The organism is Aureimonas sp. SK2, from assembly GCF_029813115.1.
Lineage (GTDB): Bacteria > Pseudomonadota > Alphaproteobacteria > Rhizobiales > Rhizobiaceae > Aureimonas.
The window spans coordinates 1-14,967 of sequence record NZ_JAPZDS010000010.1 but is presented as its reverse complement, the minus strand read 5'-3'; the positions used below and the strand labels follow the sequence as shown (position 1 = coordinate 14,967).

Here is a 14,967-nt window from a genome sequence, read left to right as displayed (position 1 = left end):
GTGGACGGGCTCCCCGTGGGCTTGGTCAGGACGCAGCCGCCCAGCTACTCGCCGGACCCGCCCATGCCATTCATGCTGTTACCGAAGCCGCCAAGGCCCCCGAAGCCGCCGCCTGAGCTGCCATTTCCGATGCTGTTGCCGATGCCGCCGATGGTGTTCCCGATGCTGCCGATGGTGTTTCCCACGTTGCCGACGACACCGCCACCGCCATCGGTGCCGCTGGGGCTCGCATTGCTGATCGTGTTGCCGATGCCGCCGATGGTGTTCCCGATGCTGCCGATGGTGTTTCCTACGTGGCCGACGACACCGCCACCGCCATCGGTGCCGCTGGGGCTCGCATTGCCGATCGTGTTGCCGATGCCGCCGATGGTGTTCCCGATGCTGCCGATGGTGTTTCCAATGTTGCCGACGACGCCCCCACCACCATTGGTGCCGTTCGGGCTGACACCGCCGATGGTGTTTCCAATGCCGCCAAGTGTGTTCCCAATACCGCCGATCGTGTTTCCGATGGTGTCGACGACATTCCCGCCGCTGTCGGCGCTGCCGGGACCCGCCTTGCCGCCGGTGTTCCCGATGCCGCCGATCGTGTTTCCGACGTTACCGACGACGCTCCCACCGCCGTCCGTTCCGCTCGGGCTGCCGTTGCCGCGACGACCGCCGGTCGCATCACTTCCCGTCGTGTCGTGGTTCTCGACAGCGCCGCCGCCCGGTTCACCGAGGCCATCACCCCGATCGTTGCGTTTCTCCGTTCGATCCTGCGTGCCCTGTCCGGTCGCCGCGGTTTCCGAGACGCTGCTGCCGACCCCCGAACGGTCACGCCCGTCGGAGTTGTCGCCACCGAATCCGCCGAAGTCCGATGCGTCGGGCGAGCGCGAGGGCGCCGCCCCAGCGGGGCCGCCGACAGATGCGGCCGCAGAGCGCGCCGCCTCCGCCGCGTGCGCCTCGCGGGCGGCGCTCAGCGTCTGTCCGACGGGCGCGACACTCGGGGCGGACGGCTTGCCCGGCGCCACCTGCGGCGCATTGATCCCCGCCGTGCTGAGGCCCGACGCATTGGCCGACACGCTGGCGCGCTGGCCTGCGCCGATCCCTGCCGTCTCGCCCGTCCTCAGGTCGCTCACCTGAACGAGCCCCCGGTCGACGTCGATCTTCGTGTCCGTCTTCGAGACGCTGATGGTGAAGGCCGTGCCCTTCACCACCGCCGCCATGAACGGCCTCTGCACGGTGAAGTGCGGCGCGGATCGCTTCTCAATGTCGAAAGTGATACTCCCGACGCGCTGGAGCACTTCGGTCTTGGAACGGGACCGTCCGCTCGGCTGAACGACGGCGACACTTCCCGGCCCGAGCGTCATGACGTTGTTCTCGCTCGACAGACGAACGCGCCCGGATTTGGCGGTGGCGATCGTCAGTCCTTCCGGCACCATCATGCCCTCCGTCAGGACGTTGCGTTTCTCGACGCTTTCGATCGTCCAGGCAGTCCCGCTGACGCGCTCGACACGCCACTCACGCGCCCATCCCACATTCGCATGGGAAAGGACTGTCAGCAAAAGGGTGAGAAAGAACAGACGAGCGTGCATCGGATCCGGCCAGGTTTCAATCCGGGCACAGTGCAGTAGCAGGGATAACGGGAGCCTTACGAAATTGCCGACACTCGTTGATATCGGGCGACAGACCCGGAAAATCATCAGAAATGTTCGGTTTATCCCGATTGGGTGCTGTTTCGTCTGGCGTCGGTCTTGCTGACGTTGAAGGATTCCTCTTCTACATTCTCGCCTGACGTGTGAAGCAAGTTGAATGGCGTGTGCCATGCAAGCCAAATGATCCACCCCCATCGAAATGCTCCGCCCTGAAGTATGGCTTTTGGAGCCTGTGGGAGGACGGGCACGGCAAGACGACCCAGGCCCGGACAGATTGCCGCGACGCTGCGGCAGGTTGACGGTCTGGTGTCGCCAGGGAAGTCCGTTGCGGACGCGGTTCGCTCGATCGGCGTGACGGAGGTCGCCGACTGTCGGTGGCGCAAGGAGTTCGGCGGTCTGAAGGTCGACCAGGTGAAGCGGCCGAAGGATCCGGAGACCGAGAACCGGAGGTGGCTCGTCACCGTAAAAATATGACGACTATTGTCATGTTTTGCGGTAGGCACGACCGGACCCGAGGTATCCGGAAGGGCTGTCGGAACGTGGTGGCTGCCTCTTCGAAGGCCGATGATCTTGCCGGCATCTACCTAAGGGAGTGGCGCTCGCTGCTCTCGATCCTTCGATGTCGGACCGGCTCGGTCGACATCGCGGAGGAGGCCGTTCAGGAGACATGGCTGCGTATCGCCAGCCCATCGGAGACGACGCCCGCGATTCTCGATCGGCACGCCTATCTCCTGCGGATCGCCGGAAACATCGCGATCGACCTCATTCGTCGCGAAGGCCGGCGCGCGGCGGTGCCTCTGTCCGAAGCCGTTCTTGCGACCTTCGCCGACCCGGCACCGTCACCCGAGGCGCATGCGATCGACCGCGACGAGTTGCGGGCCCTGGTTCGCGCCTTGGCGCTACTCCCGCCAAAGCCGCGCCAGGCCCTCCTGATGGCGCGTTGCGACCAACTCACCCATGCCGAGATCGCTGATCGGCTCGGCGTGTCGTCCAGCATGGTGGCCAAGTATCTGGTGCAGGCGCTGCGCCATTGCCGCGACCATCTTCCCCGCGACCGCTGAGCCGGGCGAACTGCAAGTTCGCTCGCGTCAGGCCGTCATAGGGGAGGGACAGCCTCGAACTGTCTTGCGTGTGGAGCGAAGACGAACGGATGACGAGCGAAGGTGCAGCGAACTTGCAAGACCACCGAGACGCGCAACACGAGCTGAGCGACGAAGCGATCGCCTGGATCGTCAGGCTTCGGTCTGGGGAGGCCGGTCTCGCCGATCACGATGCCTTCGCCGTCTGGCGCCTGCGCAGCCCGGATCACGAAAGCGCGGCGCGGGAAGCGGAGCGCTTGTGGGGCCTGCTGGGTCTTGCGGGCGACGCCGAGCGGAGCGGCCGGAAGCGGCGTTCAAGACGGGCAGTTCTGGGCGCCGGCGCCGGCCTGCTCGTCCTGGCGGGAAGCGTCTACGACCTCCGTCGCACAGGCGGGAGCGGGATCGCGACCGCGATCGCGGAGCGCCGGACACTCATGCTCGAGGATGGCTCCACGGTCGACATGAACGCCGCCACCCGCATGCGTCCGTCCTTCTCCGGTCCCCTTCGGCTCATTCATCTGGACGCGGGTCAGGCTACTTTCATGGTGGCGAAGGATGTCGCTCGCCCGTTCGTGGTGGAAACGGCCCGCGGCCGCATCCAGGCGATCGGCACGGTGTTCGACGTGAACCTCGGCTCCGAGGTCGATACGATCAGCGTGTTGGAAGGGCGCGTGCGGGTGGGGGGAGACCGGTCGGGCTCCTTCGAACTCGCCGCCGGGCAGGGCGCACGGATCGGTGCTTCCAACGCGCCGGTCGCGCCTCTCGACGTCGATGCCGAGACGGCTTGGCGCCGGGGGCGGCTCCGGTTCGACGCCCGGCCCTTGGGCGATGTCGTGGCGGAACTCGGCCGCTATCGATCGGAGCCCATCCTCGTCCTCGATCCCCGGCTCGAAGCCCTGGCCGTCACCGGCAGCTTCCGCCTCGACGACCCGGAGAGCGTCCTGTCCGCCATCGAGGCGACGCTGCCGGTCCGCGTCCACCGCCTGCCCTTCGTCACCCTCATCCGCTGATCGCAAAAAATCTCCGCTGCGGCTGCAAGATCGCGCGTCCCCCGTCGTCTTCCATACAGGCGGGCGGCGATGGGGATCGCGCTCGCGGGGACATATCTGACGAGGGGTATCGAGCGTGGTCGAACGCAGGGAATCAATCCGTGGAGCTTGGCATGCCATGCTCTTGCTGTCGGGCGCCTCGATCGGCGCGATCGTCCTGGGCATAGCGGCGACGCATGCCCAGGACGCGTCCGTCTCCTACGATCTCCCCGCACAGCCGCTCGGGCGGGCCCTGACGCAAGCCGCCGAGCGATCGGGTCTTCGCATCATTTTTCCTTCCGATCTGACCGAGGGACGGCGCAGCCCAGCGCTGCGCGGCTCGTTCACGCCGGTTGACGCCATGAACAGGCTCCTTGCGGGGACCGATCTGGAGACGGTCTTCGCGGCCGACGGAACGGTCACCGTGCGGCGGGAAGGCGCTGCGGCGGTCGAGGGTGGCGCGCAGGACGCCGCTCTTCCCATCGGTGCCGGTGCGCCGTCCGATGGTGTCACGCTCGACACGGTGGTGGTGACGGCCTCCCGCTCCCCCCAGCAGATTTCCGAGACAGCCCGCACCATCTATGTCGTCGAGGGCGAGGCAATACAAGCCCAGGCGCGGGCCGGGCAGTCGCTCCAGACGATCCTCGGCCAGCGCATCCCGAGCTTCGATGCGGCGAGCCGCGGCGCCCGCACCGCCTTCGGCCAGAACCTGCGGGGCCGCACGGCCCTCGTCCTGATCGATGGCATCTCGCTCAACTCCGCACGCGGCCTGTCGCGCCAGTTCGATTCGATCGACCCCTTCAACATCGAGCGCGTCGAGGTCCTGTCGGGCGCAACCGCCATCTACGGCGGCAACGCTACCGGCGGCATCATCAACATCATCACCAAGACGGCCGAGAACGCCGAGGCAGGCCTGCACGGCGAGGTGATGGGCGGTATCGAGACCGGCTTCCAGTCGGGCCGCGACCGCGACCTCAAGGGCGGGGCGGCCCTCACCTGGAAGGACGAGACGTGGGATGCGCGGATCTCGCTGGCGGGGCGCGACGACGGTGCCTATTACGACGGGTCGGGCATGCTCCTTATTCCCGACATCACCCAGACCTCCTACGCCTACAATTCCAGCATCGATCTCATGGGATCACTTGGCTACCAGATCGATTCCGGACGTCGCCTCGAGGTGACGGGGCAGTTCTACGACAGCCGGCAGGACAGCCCGATCGGGCTCTACTTCGGCCCCAACCTGTCGGCCTTACGCAACCCGTCCCTGTTCGAGACGCGCGAAGGCTACCAGTCCGACGTCGACCCTCGGACGAAGCGCTCGCTTCTCAACGCCAGCTATTCCGACGAGGACGTGTTCGGCCAACAACTCCTGCTCCAGGCCTTCTTCCGCAACGAGGAGATCGGCTTTCATCCCTTCCCGGGAACGGCGGGACGCTCGCTCTACTTCGGCGCCAGCCAGCAGGACACGGACTACTACGGTTTCAAGGCCGCGCTGGTCGCCAAGCCTCTCGACCGGCTCTCGATCACCTACGGTGTCGACGGCGACGTCGACGACTTCTCCGCGACGCAGTCGATCTTCGACAACCGGATCGCAGCCCAGAGCGGGGCTCTACGCTTCCAGACGCTGGGGGTGACGGGGCTCTACCCTGACATCAAGGTCTCGACGCTGGCGAGCTTCGCGGACGCCAAGTTCGAGGCGACCGACGGACTGACCCTGTCCGGGGGGGTACGCTACCAGTATGTCCACACGGACGTGTCGGACTTCGTGGGCGCTGCCCAGCAGACGCAGATCCTGCTTGGACTCGGCCGCACGGCCGATGCCATCCCCGGCGGCTCGATCGATTACGGCGCGACGCTCTTCAACGCGGGCGCGACCTACGCCCTGACCGATGCCAGCCAGATCTACGCCAATTTCTCGCAGGGGTTCGAGCTCCCCGATCCCGGCAAGTACTACGGCATCGGCACCTACGCGCTGCGTGGCAGCCGCTACGTCCTCCTGAACGGTGTCGACGTCGCCTCGTCCGCGCTTCAGGAGGTGAAGACGAACTCGTTCGAGGGCGGCTACCGCTTCGACGACGGTCTGTGGAACCTTCAACTCGCTGGCTACTACTCCCTGTCCGACAAGATAGTGGACATCAATCGCCAGACCCTGACGATCGACGTGCGCGACCAGGACAAGCGTGTCTACGGCTTCGAAGCGGCGGGCGGCGTCCAGCTTCCCTACGGCTTCGATACGGGCGCCAATATCCATCTCGTTCGCACCGAAGTCGATCGGAACGGCGACTGGCTGCGCGACACGATCGGTACCAGCAGCGTGTCCAAACTCGGCGGCCATCTCGGCTGGGCCAACGAGACGTTGAGCGTGCGGCTCGACGGGCAGCACACGTTCGACCTTTCCGACGACTTCGGCGGCGAGATCGAGGGTTTCACGCTGTTCGACCTGTCCGGCTCCTATCGCTTCGCCGAGCAGGACCTCACCGTCGACTTCGGCGTGCTGAACCTCTTCGATAAGGACTACACGACCGTCTGGGGTCAGCGCGCTGCCAACCTCTACGGCGCGCTCGCGAGCGAGGCGATTTTCGACTATCGCGGCCGAGGCCGCACCTTCTCGGTCTCCATGTCGAAGGCCTTCTGATGGCCGCACACATCGACGGGGTGGCACGAGTCGCCCCGGAGGGCCGGCTCTATGCCGTCCTCGGCGGGCTCTATCTGGCGCAGGGCGTGCCAACCTACCTTCTCCTGGTCGCCCTGCCGCCGGTGATGCGCGAGGGCGGCGCGTCGCGAACGGCGATCGGCCTCTTCTCGCTCCTGATGATCCCGCTGATCCTGAAGTTCGCCTGGGCGCCGCTCGTCGACCGCATTCCGCTCGTGGCAGCCCTCGGGCACCGGTGCGGCTGGATCGTCCCGACCCAAGCACTGGTCAGCGCCGGCATCGCGGCGATGGCATTCGTGTCCCCGAGCGACGTCGGGACGATCTTCACGATCGCGACCGCGATCACGCTCCTGTCCTCGACACAGGACATCGCGACCGACGGCTACGCGGCGCGCATGCTGACGGCGCGCACGCGTCCTATCGGCAACGCGATCCAGGCCGGTGCGGTGGCGCTCGGCGTGATCCTCGGTGGGACGCTGGCCTTGGTTCTCTTCGGACACCTCGGTTGGCGCGCAACGCTCCTGACGGTTGCCGCGCTGTCGCTCCTGCCGCTTCTGGTCACACCGTGGATGGGCGAGGAGGAGACGGATCCTCATTCGGTCGGGTCCCGTTCCTCGCTTCTCGCGTTCTTCCGGCGTCCGGACGCATGGGTCCTTCTGGGCTTCGCCCTGACTTACCGGGCGAGTGAGGGGCTCGTGCGTGGCATGGAGGGGGCCTACCTCGTGGATGCAGGCTTGCCGGTCGCCTGGATCGGCTACCTGTCGGGCGCGGCAGCCGCGACGTCGGGGCTGCTCGGCGCACTCGCGGCCGCGCTCGCGATCCGGCGCCTCGGCCTGACCGCGACGCTGATCGGTCTGGGGGCGCTGCGCACCCTCTGCTTCCTGGCCTTCTCACTCAACGCCTTCGCGCTTTGGCCGGGCGTGGAGGTCGCCATGGCGGCCTCGGCGTTCCAGACCTTCCTGCGCTACATGGAACTCGTCGCGCTCTACTCCGTCTTCATGGGCCTTGCCTCGCGCGACCAGCCGGGCACCGACTTCACGCTCCTGACCTGCGCCGAACTCGTGATCTACATGGCCGGCTCGTCGCTGGCCGGCTTCGTCGCCGATCGCTTCGGCTACGCCAATCTCTTCGCGGCCGCGACCATGCTGTCCGGTCTCGGGATCGCGGTCGCCTGGATGATGCTCGCCAGGCTGCCGCGACCGAGCGTTTGAATGTCGTCTTTCGGGAATGCTCCGACAGTCCGGGCACGACGCAGAAGGATCGAGGCTGTTTCAACACCGGGATTCGGCACCGGAAGGAATGACCGTATGCGGGTGAAGCACGACGCGGCGTGCTTGGTTCACGCCCGGATGGCCTCGACGAGCCTGGCGGTGCCGAACAGGCGGATCATCCGCTTCCTGTTGTAGGCCAGGGTCGCCAGGCTCATTCTCCTCGATCCGCTTGCCGACCTTGACCACGGTGAAGTTGCGATCGCGGTTGTTCACCGCCTTGAACTTCGAGCCGTCGATGGCCGTCACCGCTCCGGCAAAAAGACCGAGCTGACGGCACAGCACCACGAACTGCCGGCACGCCGCCTGGATTGCGAGCTCGTTGTCGCGCCGGAACAGGGCGATCGTCTTGTGGTCGGGCGCCAGGCGACCACCAGCCACATGACCTCGACGTTGCGCTGCGCCTCGCGCTCCGGTCGGCGGCTGGACGGAACGCGGTTCAGATACCCGAGGAGGTAGAGCTTCAAGAGCGTCGCCGGATCGTAGGCCGGACGCCCCGTCGAGGCAGGCTCCGAACGGATGAAGCCCAAGGCACCCCAATCGAGCTCTTCGATGAAAGCCTCGACGACCCGCACCGGATTGTCCTCGGCCACTTAGTCGTCCAGCGAAGCGGGAAGAAGCCAGGACTGGCGCCGGTCTTCCCCTTCGATGAACCGACCCTTGCCGACCTCCCCAGGTGAGGCCGCTAGCCAGATTCAGATCAGGGTTTCGAAACAGCCTCGGACGTAAGCCGGCGGTCCGCGTTCGGGCGCAACGACCGGAAAGCTACCCTTCCGAAAACGACCCTTCCAGCTGCTCCCGCAGGGTTGGCCTTCATCTGGAAGCGGACATTCACGATCCGGGCCGGGCGTGGCGGACCTATGGTATGAGAAGGGCGAACGCTCCCTGGCGGAACCAGGGAGCGTTCGGGCGTCAGCCCTTGGCCGCCGTTACGAAGCGCGGATCGAAGGTCTGCGCGAAGGTAAGGTCGGCGCTGCCGAACTCGTCCGGTTCCAGCGTCTTCAACATCGAGAGCATCGACTGGAAGCCATCCTCGGTGATGACGCCGTCCGGCGAGTACATCGGCCGCGCCTTCTCGAAGGCCGTCTTGTAGAACTCGCGGTCGCCGAAGAGGTAGTCCTCCGGCACGGAGTCCGCGACCTGATCGGGCGTCGCGGTCTGAAGCCAGGCGAGCGACTTGAGGAAGGCGTTGACGATCCGCTGCGTCGTCACCGGATTGGCTTCCACGAAGTCGTGGCGCAGGTAGACGGTGGCGGCCGGATTGGTGCCGCCGAAGAGTTCGCGCGTGCCCTCTTCGGTACGGGTGTCGATGAGGGGCACGATGTCGCCGTCCACTTCGAGCCGCGAGGTCACGGGGTCGAGGTGCGAGAGGCCGGCGATCTCGCCGCGCTTCACGGCCGCCACGGCGCTGGTGCCGCCGCCGATGCCGACGAGCGACACGTCGTCCGGCTTCAGGCCCGCCTTCACCAGCGCATATTGCAGCATCAGCGCCGTCGAAGAGCCGGGCGCCGTGACGCCCATGGTGCGGCCCTTGAGATCCGCGATCGTCTTGATCTCGTCCTTCAGGGCCGAGCGCACCGCGATGGTGATGCCGGGGAAGCGCCCGAGATCGGCGACGGCGCGGATGTCCTGGCCGCGATGCTGCATGCGCAGCGTGTGCTCGTAGGCGCCCGTCACGACGTCGACCGACCCGCCGACCAGCGCCTGGAGCGACTTCGCTCCGCCGCCGAAGTCGTTGATCGCGACGGTAAGGCCCTCCTCTTCGAAGAAGCCCTGCCGCTCGGCGATGGTCAGCGGCAGGTAGTAGAGGAGCGGCTTGCCGCCAACGCCGAGCGTCAGCGACGGCTTCTCGATCGCGGCCCCCGTGTCTTGCGCGAAAGCGGGCAGGCGGGCGGACAGGGCGGCGAGGGCGGCGAGGCTGCCGCCGGCCATGAGGAAGTCTCTGCGTTTCATGGATAAGGCCCCTCCCAAGGCCGGTTCGATGGATTGTCGGTTAGGCGGTCGCGACCTGCGCCTGCGGGCGCCAGACCAGAAGGCGATCCTCGACCAGCGTGACCACGGCGTCGATCACCAGCACGAAGGCCATGAGGACGAACATGCCGGCAAAGACGCCGGTGACGTCGAAGACGCCTTCCGCCTGCTGGATGAGGTAGCCGAGCCCCGCCGAGGAACCGAGATACTCGCCGACCACCGCGCCGACGACCGCAAAGCCGACGGCCGTGTGCAGCGAGGAGAACATCCAGCTGAGCGCGGAGGGCAGGTAGACGTGGCGCAGGAGCTGGCGCTCCGTCATGCCGAGCATGCGCGCGTTGGACAGGACCGTCTGGTTCACCTCCTTCACGCCCTGGTAGACGTTGAAGAAGACGATGAAGAAGACGAGCGTGACGCCGAGCGCCACCTTGGACCAGATGCCGAGCCCCAGCCACAAGGCGAAGATCGGCGCCAGCACCACGCGGGGCAGGGCGTTGGCCGCCTTGACGTAGGGGTCGAAGACCATCGCGAGCAGGGGCTTGCGGGCGAACCAGAAGCCGATCGCGACGCCGCCGAGCGAGCCGATCGCGAAGGCCAGCATGGATTCGGCCAGCGTGATGCCGAGGTGGTACCAGATCGAACCGGAGACGAACCACTCGACGATCCGCCCGCCGACGTCGATCGGGGTGGCGAAGAAGAACTTCGCGTTCGCCGGATTGCCGAACAGGCTCGTCGCCGTGAACAGGTGCCAGACCACCAGCACGACGACCGCGACGGAAACCTGGAGAAGGATGAGAACCGGCCTCGTCATGCGGGCAGCCCGTTGGTCTGGCGATAGCCCTTCACGACCTCTTCCTTGAGGGCGTTCCAGATCTCGCGATGGATGTCGTGGAAGAGCGGGTCGAGCCGTACGTCGGCGATCTCGCGCGGGCGCGCGATCGGAATGACGTAGTCGCCGATGATGCGCGCGCGCGGACCGGCCGACATGATCACCACCCGGTCGGACAGGGCGATCGCCTCTTCGAGATCGTGGGTGACGAACATCACCGCCTTGCGCTGCGCCGACCACAGGTCGAGCAGGAGGCCGCCCATGATGACGCGCGTCTGCGCATCCAGCGGCCCGAAGGGCTCGTCCATCAGGAGGATGCGTGGGTTTCGGATCAGCACCTGCGCCAGGCCGACGCGCTTGCGCTGGCCGCCCGAAAGCATGTGCGGGTAGCGGTCGCCGAAGGCCGAGAGGCCGACGCGCGCCAGCCATTCGCGCGCCCGCTCCTCGGCCTCGCGTCTGGGCGTGCCGGCGATGGTCAAGGGGATCGACACGTTGTCGAGCACCGTCTTCCACGGCATCAGCGAGTCCTGCTGGAAGAGGTATCCGGCCTTGTCGTTGAGGCCGGACAGCTCATCGCCGAAGATGCGCACGCTGCCGGCCGAGGGCTTGAGAAGGCCGGCCGCCGCGTTCAGAAGCGTGGACTTGCCGCAGCCCGTCGGACCGACCACGGCGACGAACTCGCCTTCGCGCACCACGAGGTCGGTCGGGGCCACGGCTTCGAAGCGGCCGCCATTGGCGAGGCGGAAGGCGATCTCGACACCCGACAGGCCGATCGCCTGCGCGGCTGCGGTCGCGACCTGCGCCGGCGCGGCCTGTGCCGGCTGCACCGCGGTCAGCATGACGGTCTGCCTCGGCGCGAAGACGGCATCCGCCCCCGTCCAGCGCCAGGCGCTTCGTTCGTTGTCATCGGCGTCCTCCCCGACGTCGTTGGTCCACAAGACTAGATGATGCCCGGGGCTGCGTAACATGCGTTAGGCCGCAACGGGTGTTTCCCATTCGCGAACGCTCAAAGCCCGCAGAGTTCCGGCCGCGAACGAAGGGCGTCCCGGACCCGGCCGCCGGCCTGCGCGCCCGGCAGGCGCGCGGCGTCTTCCGCGACCGTCCGCAACGCTTCGATGTCGATGCCGGTGGAGACGCCCATCCGCTCGAACATCCAGGCGACGTCCTCGCTCGCCGTGTTGCCGGTCGCGCCCGGCGCGAAGGGGCAGCCGCCGAGACCGCCCGCCGCCGCGTCGAACACCCGCACGCCCTCCTCGTAGGCGGCGAAGACGTTGGCGAGGCCGAGCCCGTAGGTGTCATGTCCGTGCATCGCCCAATGCCGCACGTCCGGAAACCGGGCCATCGCCTCGCCGAACACGCGGCGCACCTGATCGGGCACGGCCCGGCCCGTCGTGTCGCAGAGGCAGATCTCGGCGTCGGGGCGCGTGGGAACGAGGCGCTCCAACAGGGCCATCACATCCGTCGGCTCGATGCGGCCGTCGAACGGGCAGTCGAACGTGGTGGCGAGGCTGAGGCGCAAGGGCGTCCCCGCCGGCACGCTCGACGCGAAGCGCTCGTAGTCGGCGGCCGATTCGGCCGGCGTGCGGCGTACGTTGTTGCGGTTGTGCGCCTCCGACACCGACAGGACGTAAGCCACCATCGGCGCACCGGTTGCCAGCGCGTCGGCGCCTCGCCGTTCCGTCGGAACCAGGAGCTGCGGCAGCAGGGTGGCCTCGCCGCGCACCCCATCCAGCACCGCAGGCGTGTCGGCCATCTGCGGCACCGCCGACGCGCTGACGAAGGAGCCGATCTCGATCCGCCGCAGGCCCGCCGCATGGAGGCGGCGCACGAAGTCGATCTTGGTGGCGGTCTCGATGAACGGCCCGATCGGCTGGAAGCCGTCGCGCGGGGCGACCTCGACGATCTCGACATCGGTACGGCGATCGAGGGGGCTCATCGCACGACACCTTCCTCGCGCAGCGACCGGATCTCGGCCTCGGCGAAGCCCGCTTCGCCGAGGATCTCGTCGGTATGGGCGCCGATCGCAGGACCGGTCCAGCGGATCGAGCCCGGCGCTTCCGGCACGTGTGGCACGATGCCGGCGTGGAGCACGCGGCCGATCTGCGGATCGTCGAGCTCCTGCACCATGCCGCGCGCGCGATACTGCGGATCGGCAGCGATATCGGCGGCGTTGAAGCAGAGGGTCGAGGGGATGTCGGCTTCCGTCAGAATGCGGTCGGCCTCCGCCGCATCGAAGCCGCGCGACCAGTCCGCGATGATGGCGTCGAGCTTCGCCACATTGCGCAGCCGGCCGGGATTGGCGGAGAAGTCCGGATCGTCGGCAAGTTCCGGACGCCCGATCACGCGCGCGAGACGGCGGAACAGCGGGTCGGAGTTCGCTGCGATCAGGAGCCACTTGCCGTCACGCGTCGGATAGGCGTTGGTCGGCGCGGCCGTCTTGATGCGCGAGCCCTGTGGCTCTCGGATGGTGCCGAACACGCCGTATTCGGGCAGGGTGCCCTCCATCATCGACAGCATGGCCTCGGTCAGCGCGACGTCGAGCGTGAACGGTCCCGAGGTGCCACCGGTGCGATCGCGCTGCCAGAGCGCCGCCATCACGCCGAACGCGGCATAGAGCCCCGCGATCGAGTCGCCGATTGAGATGCCGACGCGCGAGGGCGGCAGGTCGGTGTCCTCCGGCGGATGATTGGTGAGGTAGCGCAGCCCCCCCATCGCCTCGCCGATCACGCCGAAGGAGGCGCGGTCGCGATAGGGCCCGTCCTGCCCGAAGCCCGAGATGCGCGAGATCACGAGGCCGGGGCGCGCTTCGCGCAGCGCAGCTTCCGATAGTCCGAGCTTGTCGAGCTGGCCCGGCCGGAAGTTCTCGACCAGAGCGTCGGCACCGCTCGCCAGCCGCAGAACCACGGCGCGCGCGCCGGGATGCTTGAGATCCAGCGCGATGCAGCGCTTGTTGCGCGCATGCATGGACCACCAGGGCGACTGGCCGTTGGCCTGCTCGCCCCATTGCCGCACCGGATCGCCGCCGGGCGGCTCGATCTTCACGACGTCGGCGCCGAGATCGGCGAGGAGGCGCGTGGCAAACGGGGCCGCCACGAAGTGTCCGAGCTCGAGGATGCGCAAGCCCGCGAGCGGGCCCTCGGCGGGCCTGGCTGCCGTCGCCGCTTCATTCCAGGTGTCCATGCCCGCCTCCCGCCGTGCAATCGTCGTCGGCGGCGATTGAAGGGCGAGGCGTGGCCAGGGGTCCAGTCGTCTCCGGTCAACCTTCGTTCGTCGTCGGCGAACCTTCGGGGCGAAGGAGATGCTCGCGCAGGAGGCGAGTCGCCTGTGGCAGGGCGGCGGGGTCGCGCGATACGAGCTTCAACTCGCGATGCGCCCATCGATCCGTCAACGGGATCGCGACGAGGTCCATGCCTCTTGCGACGACCGCGAAGGCCCGGTCCGGGATCAGGCCGACGCCGAGCCCGCTTTCGACCATGCGCAGCACGGCGTCGAAGCCCGGCACGTGGATGCGCAGCTTCACGTCGCGCGCAGCGTGCGCGGCCTCCACCGCCGACCGGCGATAGATGGCGCTGTCCTGATGCAGTCCGATATGCTCGTAGTCCAGCGTATCGAGGAAGCCGAGGCGCTCGTGACCGGCCAACGGATGATCGCGCCGCACGGCGAGCACCAGTCGGTCCCGGCGGTAGGAAGCGGCCGTCAGATCGCGGCTGTCGACGCTGGAAACGCAAAGCCCGATGTCGCCGACGCCCTCCTCGATCCCCTTGACCACGGCGTAGCTCGTCCGCTCCTCCAGTTCGATGCGCACGCGCCCGTTGGCCCGGTAGAAGTCCGACAGGTCGTCGGGCAGGAATTCGACGATCGATGAAATATTGGCGAGGATCCGTACGTGCCCGAGCAGCCCTTGGGCATGATCGGCCAGCTCCGCGCCCATTTTGTCGACCGAGCGCAGGATCGAGCGCGCATGATGCAGCAGCGTGTCGCCGGACGCCGTGGGGGTCATCCCGCGGGCATGGCGCAGGAACAGCTCGGTGCCGAGCGTCGCCTCGAGTTCAGCAAGGCGTTTGGACAGGGCGGACGGCGCGATCCCGGCGCGCTCCGCCGCCCGCGTGAGATGTTCCTCCTCGCAAACCGTTACGAAGAGCTGGAGGGTGACGAGGTCGACGCGCCGGACGAGCGAGGAGGGGATCATGGCTGAGTCGGAATGGCCGTCTGCATTCTTCCCTTGTGTGCGGCACGAGCCGGCAGGGCAAGAGCGGGCGCGAAGTTTCGGCTGCGCACGCAATCCATGGTTTCAAGCGCTTGAGGACGCACAGGATCGACGTATCGAGCCCATGGTCCGCGCGCGGACGGAACCGCACAAGTCTGGAGGACAAGAGGCGATCGAGTGGAGGAAGCTGACTGGGGACCCTGAACTCCCAGCACCGTTCCTAACCGCCTGCGAATGCTTTTGTTCGACTATCCGAACCCGCAAATTGGTAAAACCGTTCGGTAGACCCGTTGGCCTT

General features: G+C 67.3%; 11 protein-coding genes and 2 pseudogenes. 5 read left to right on the top strand and 8 right to left on the bottom strand.

Going from position 1 to position 14,967, the window contains the following annotated elements:
* Positions 1-44: 44 nt before the first annotated feature.
* Positions 45-1,574 carry a FecR domain-containing protein gene (locus O5O54_RS13560; protein WP_279482342.1) on the bottom strand — a complete coding sequence of 510 codons (1,530 nt, stop codon included), beginning with the start codon at positions 1,572-1,574 and terminating at the stop codon, positions 45-47.
* Between the two features lie 276 nt (positions 1,575-1,850).
* Here O5O54_RS13560 and O5O54_RS13555 point away from each other — a divergent pair.
* The 5 genes and pseudogenes from O5O54_RS13555 to O5O54_RS13535 form a co-directional block, all read left to right on the top strand.
* A pseudogene (locus O5O54_RS13555) lies at positions 1,851-2,084 on the top strand (transposase); the annotation flags it as partial.
* 92 nt (positions 2,085-2,176) lie between these two features.
* Positions 2,177-2,695, top strand: a complete 519-nt coding sequence (locus O5O54_RS13550; protein WP_279482341.1) for an RNA polymerase sigma factor — start codon at positions 2,177-2,179, stop codon at positions 2,693-2,695.
* Between the two features lie 113 nt (positions 2,696-2,808).
* On the top strand, positions 2,809-3,723 hold the full coding sequence (locus O5O54_RS13545) for a FecR domain-containing protein (protein WP_279482340.1): 915 nt from the start codon (positions 2,809-2,811) through the stop codon (positions 3,721-3,723).
* A 157-nt stretch (positions 3,724-3,880) separates the two neighbouring features.
* Positions 3,881-6,376, top strand: a complete 2,496-nt coding sequence (locus tag O5O54_RS13540) for a TonB-dependent receptor (protein WP_279482339.1) — start codon at positions 3,881-3,883, stop codon at positions 6,374-6,376.
* Positions 6,376-7,605: a RhtX/FptX family siderophore transporter gene (locus O5O54_RS13535; RefSeq protein ID WP_279482338.1), complete on the top strand. Its 1,230-nt coding sequence runs from the start codon at positions 6,376-6,378 to the stop codon at positions 7,603-7,605. The genes O5O54_RS13540 and O5O54_RS13535 overlap by 1 nt, the downstream gene beginning before the upstream one ends.
* 210 nt (positions 7,606-7,815) lie before the next feature.
* Here the strand turns inward: O5O54_RS13535 and O5O54_RS13530 are convergent.
* The 7 genes and pseudogenes from O5O54_RS13530 to O5O54_RS13500 form a co-directional block, all read right to left on the bottom strand.
* Positions 7,816-8,357, bottom strand: a pseudogene (locus O5O54_RS13530) (transposase); the annotation flags it as partial.
* 217 nt (positions 8,358-8,574) lie between these two features.
* Positions 8,575-9,615: an ABC transporter substrate-binding protein gene (locus O5O54_RS13525; RefSeq protein WP_279482337.1), complete on the bottom strand. Its 1,041-nt coding sequence runs from the start codon at positions 9,613-9,615 to the stop codon at positions 8,575-8,577.
* Between the two features lie 40 nt (positions 9,616-9,655).
* Positions 9,656-10,444, bottom strand: a complete 789-nt coding sequence (locus O5O54_RS13520; protein WP_279482336.1) for an ABC transporter permease — start codon at positions 10,442-10,444, stop codon at positions 9,656-9,658.
* Entirely contained in the window at positions 10,441-11,301 is an 861-nt protein-coding gene (locus O5O54_RS13515; RefSeq protein ID WP_279482335.1) for an ABC transporter ATP-binding protein, read from the bottom strand. The genes O5O54_RS13520 and O5O54_RS13515 overlap by 4 nt, the downstream gene beginning before the upstream one ends.
* 167 nt (positions 11,302-11,468) lie before the next feature.
* The gene (locus O5O54_RS13510; RefSeq protein WP_279482334.1) at positions 11,469-12,398 is read right to left on the bottom strand and encodes a hydroxymethylglutaryl-CoA lyase; all 930 of its coding nucleotides are present in this window, start codon (positions 12,396-12,398) and stop codon (positions 11,469-11,471) included.
* On the bottom strand, positions 12,395-13,642 hold the full coding sequence (locus tag O5O54_RS13505; protein WP_279482333.1) for a CoA transferase: 1,248 nt from the start codon (positions 13,640-13,642) through the stop codon (positions 12,395-12,397). The genes O5O54_RS13510 and O5O54_RS13505 overlap by 4 nt, the downstream gene beginning before the upstream one ends.
* Positions 13,643-13,718: 76 nt before the next feature.
* The gene (locus tag O5O54_RS13500) at positions 13,719-14,651 is read right to left on the bottom strand and encodes a LysR family transcriptional regulator (protein WP_279482332.1); all 933 of its coding nucleotides are present in this window, start codon (positions 14,649-14,651) and stop codon (positions 13,719-13,721) included.
* Positions 14,652-14,967 lie beyond the last annotated feature (316 nt).

Bases quoted from the DNA above. Each gene is read 5' to 3' on its own strand.
- O5O54_RS13540 (WP_279482339.1), top strand. From the start codon at position 3,881: ATGCTCTTGCTGTCGGGCGCCTCGATCGGCGCGATCGTCCTGGGCATA.
- O5O54_RS13525 (WP_279482337.1), bottom strand. From the start codon at position 9,615: ATGAAACGCAGAGACTTCCTCATGGCCGGCGGCAGCCTCGCCGCCCTC.
- O5O54_RS13515 (WP_279482335.1), bottom strand. From the start codon at position 11,301: ATGCTGACCGCGGTGCAGCCGGCACAGGCCGCGCCGGCGCAGGTCGCG.
- O5O54_RS13510 (WP_279482334.1), bottom strand. From the start codon at position 12,398: ATGAGCCCCCTCGATCGCCGTACCGATGTCGAGATCGTCGAGGTCGCC.
- O5O54_RS13505 (WP_279482333.1), bottom strand. From the start codon at position 13,642: ATGGACACCTGGAATGAAGCGGCGACGGCAGCCAGGCCCGCCGAGGGC.
- O5O54_RS13520 (WP_279482336.1), bottom strand. From the start codon at position 10,444: ATGACGAGGCCGGTTCTCATCCTTCTCCAGGTTTCCGTCGCGGTCGTC.
- O5O54_RS13535 (WP_279482338.1), top strand. From the start codon at position 6,376: ATGGCCGCACACATCGACGGGGTGGCACGAGTCGCCCCGGAGGGCCGG.
- O5O54_RS13500 (WP_279482332.1), bottom strand. From the start codon at position 14,651: ATGATCCCCTCCTCGCTCGTCCGGCGCGTCGACCTCGTCACCCTCCAG.
- O5O54_RS13560 (WP_279482342.1), bottom strand. From the start codon at position 1,574: ATGCACGCTCGTCTGTTCTTTCTCACCCTTTTGCTGACAGTCCTTTCC.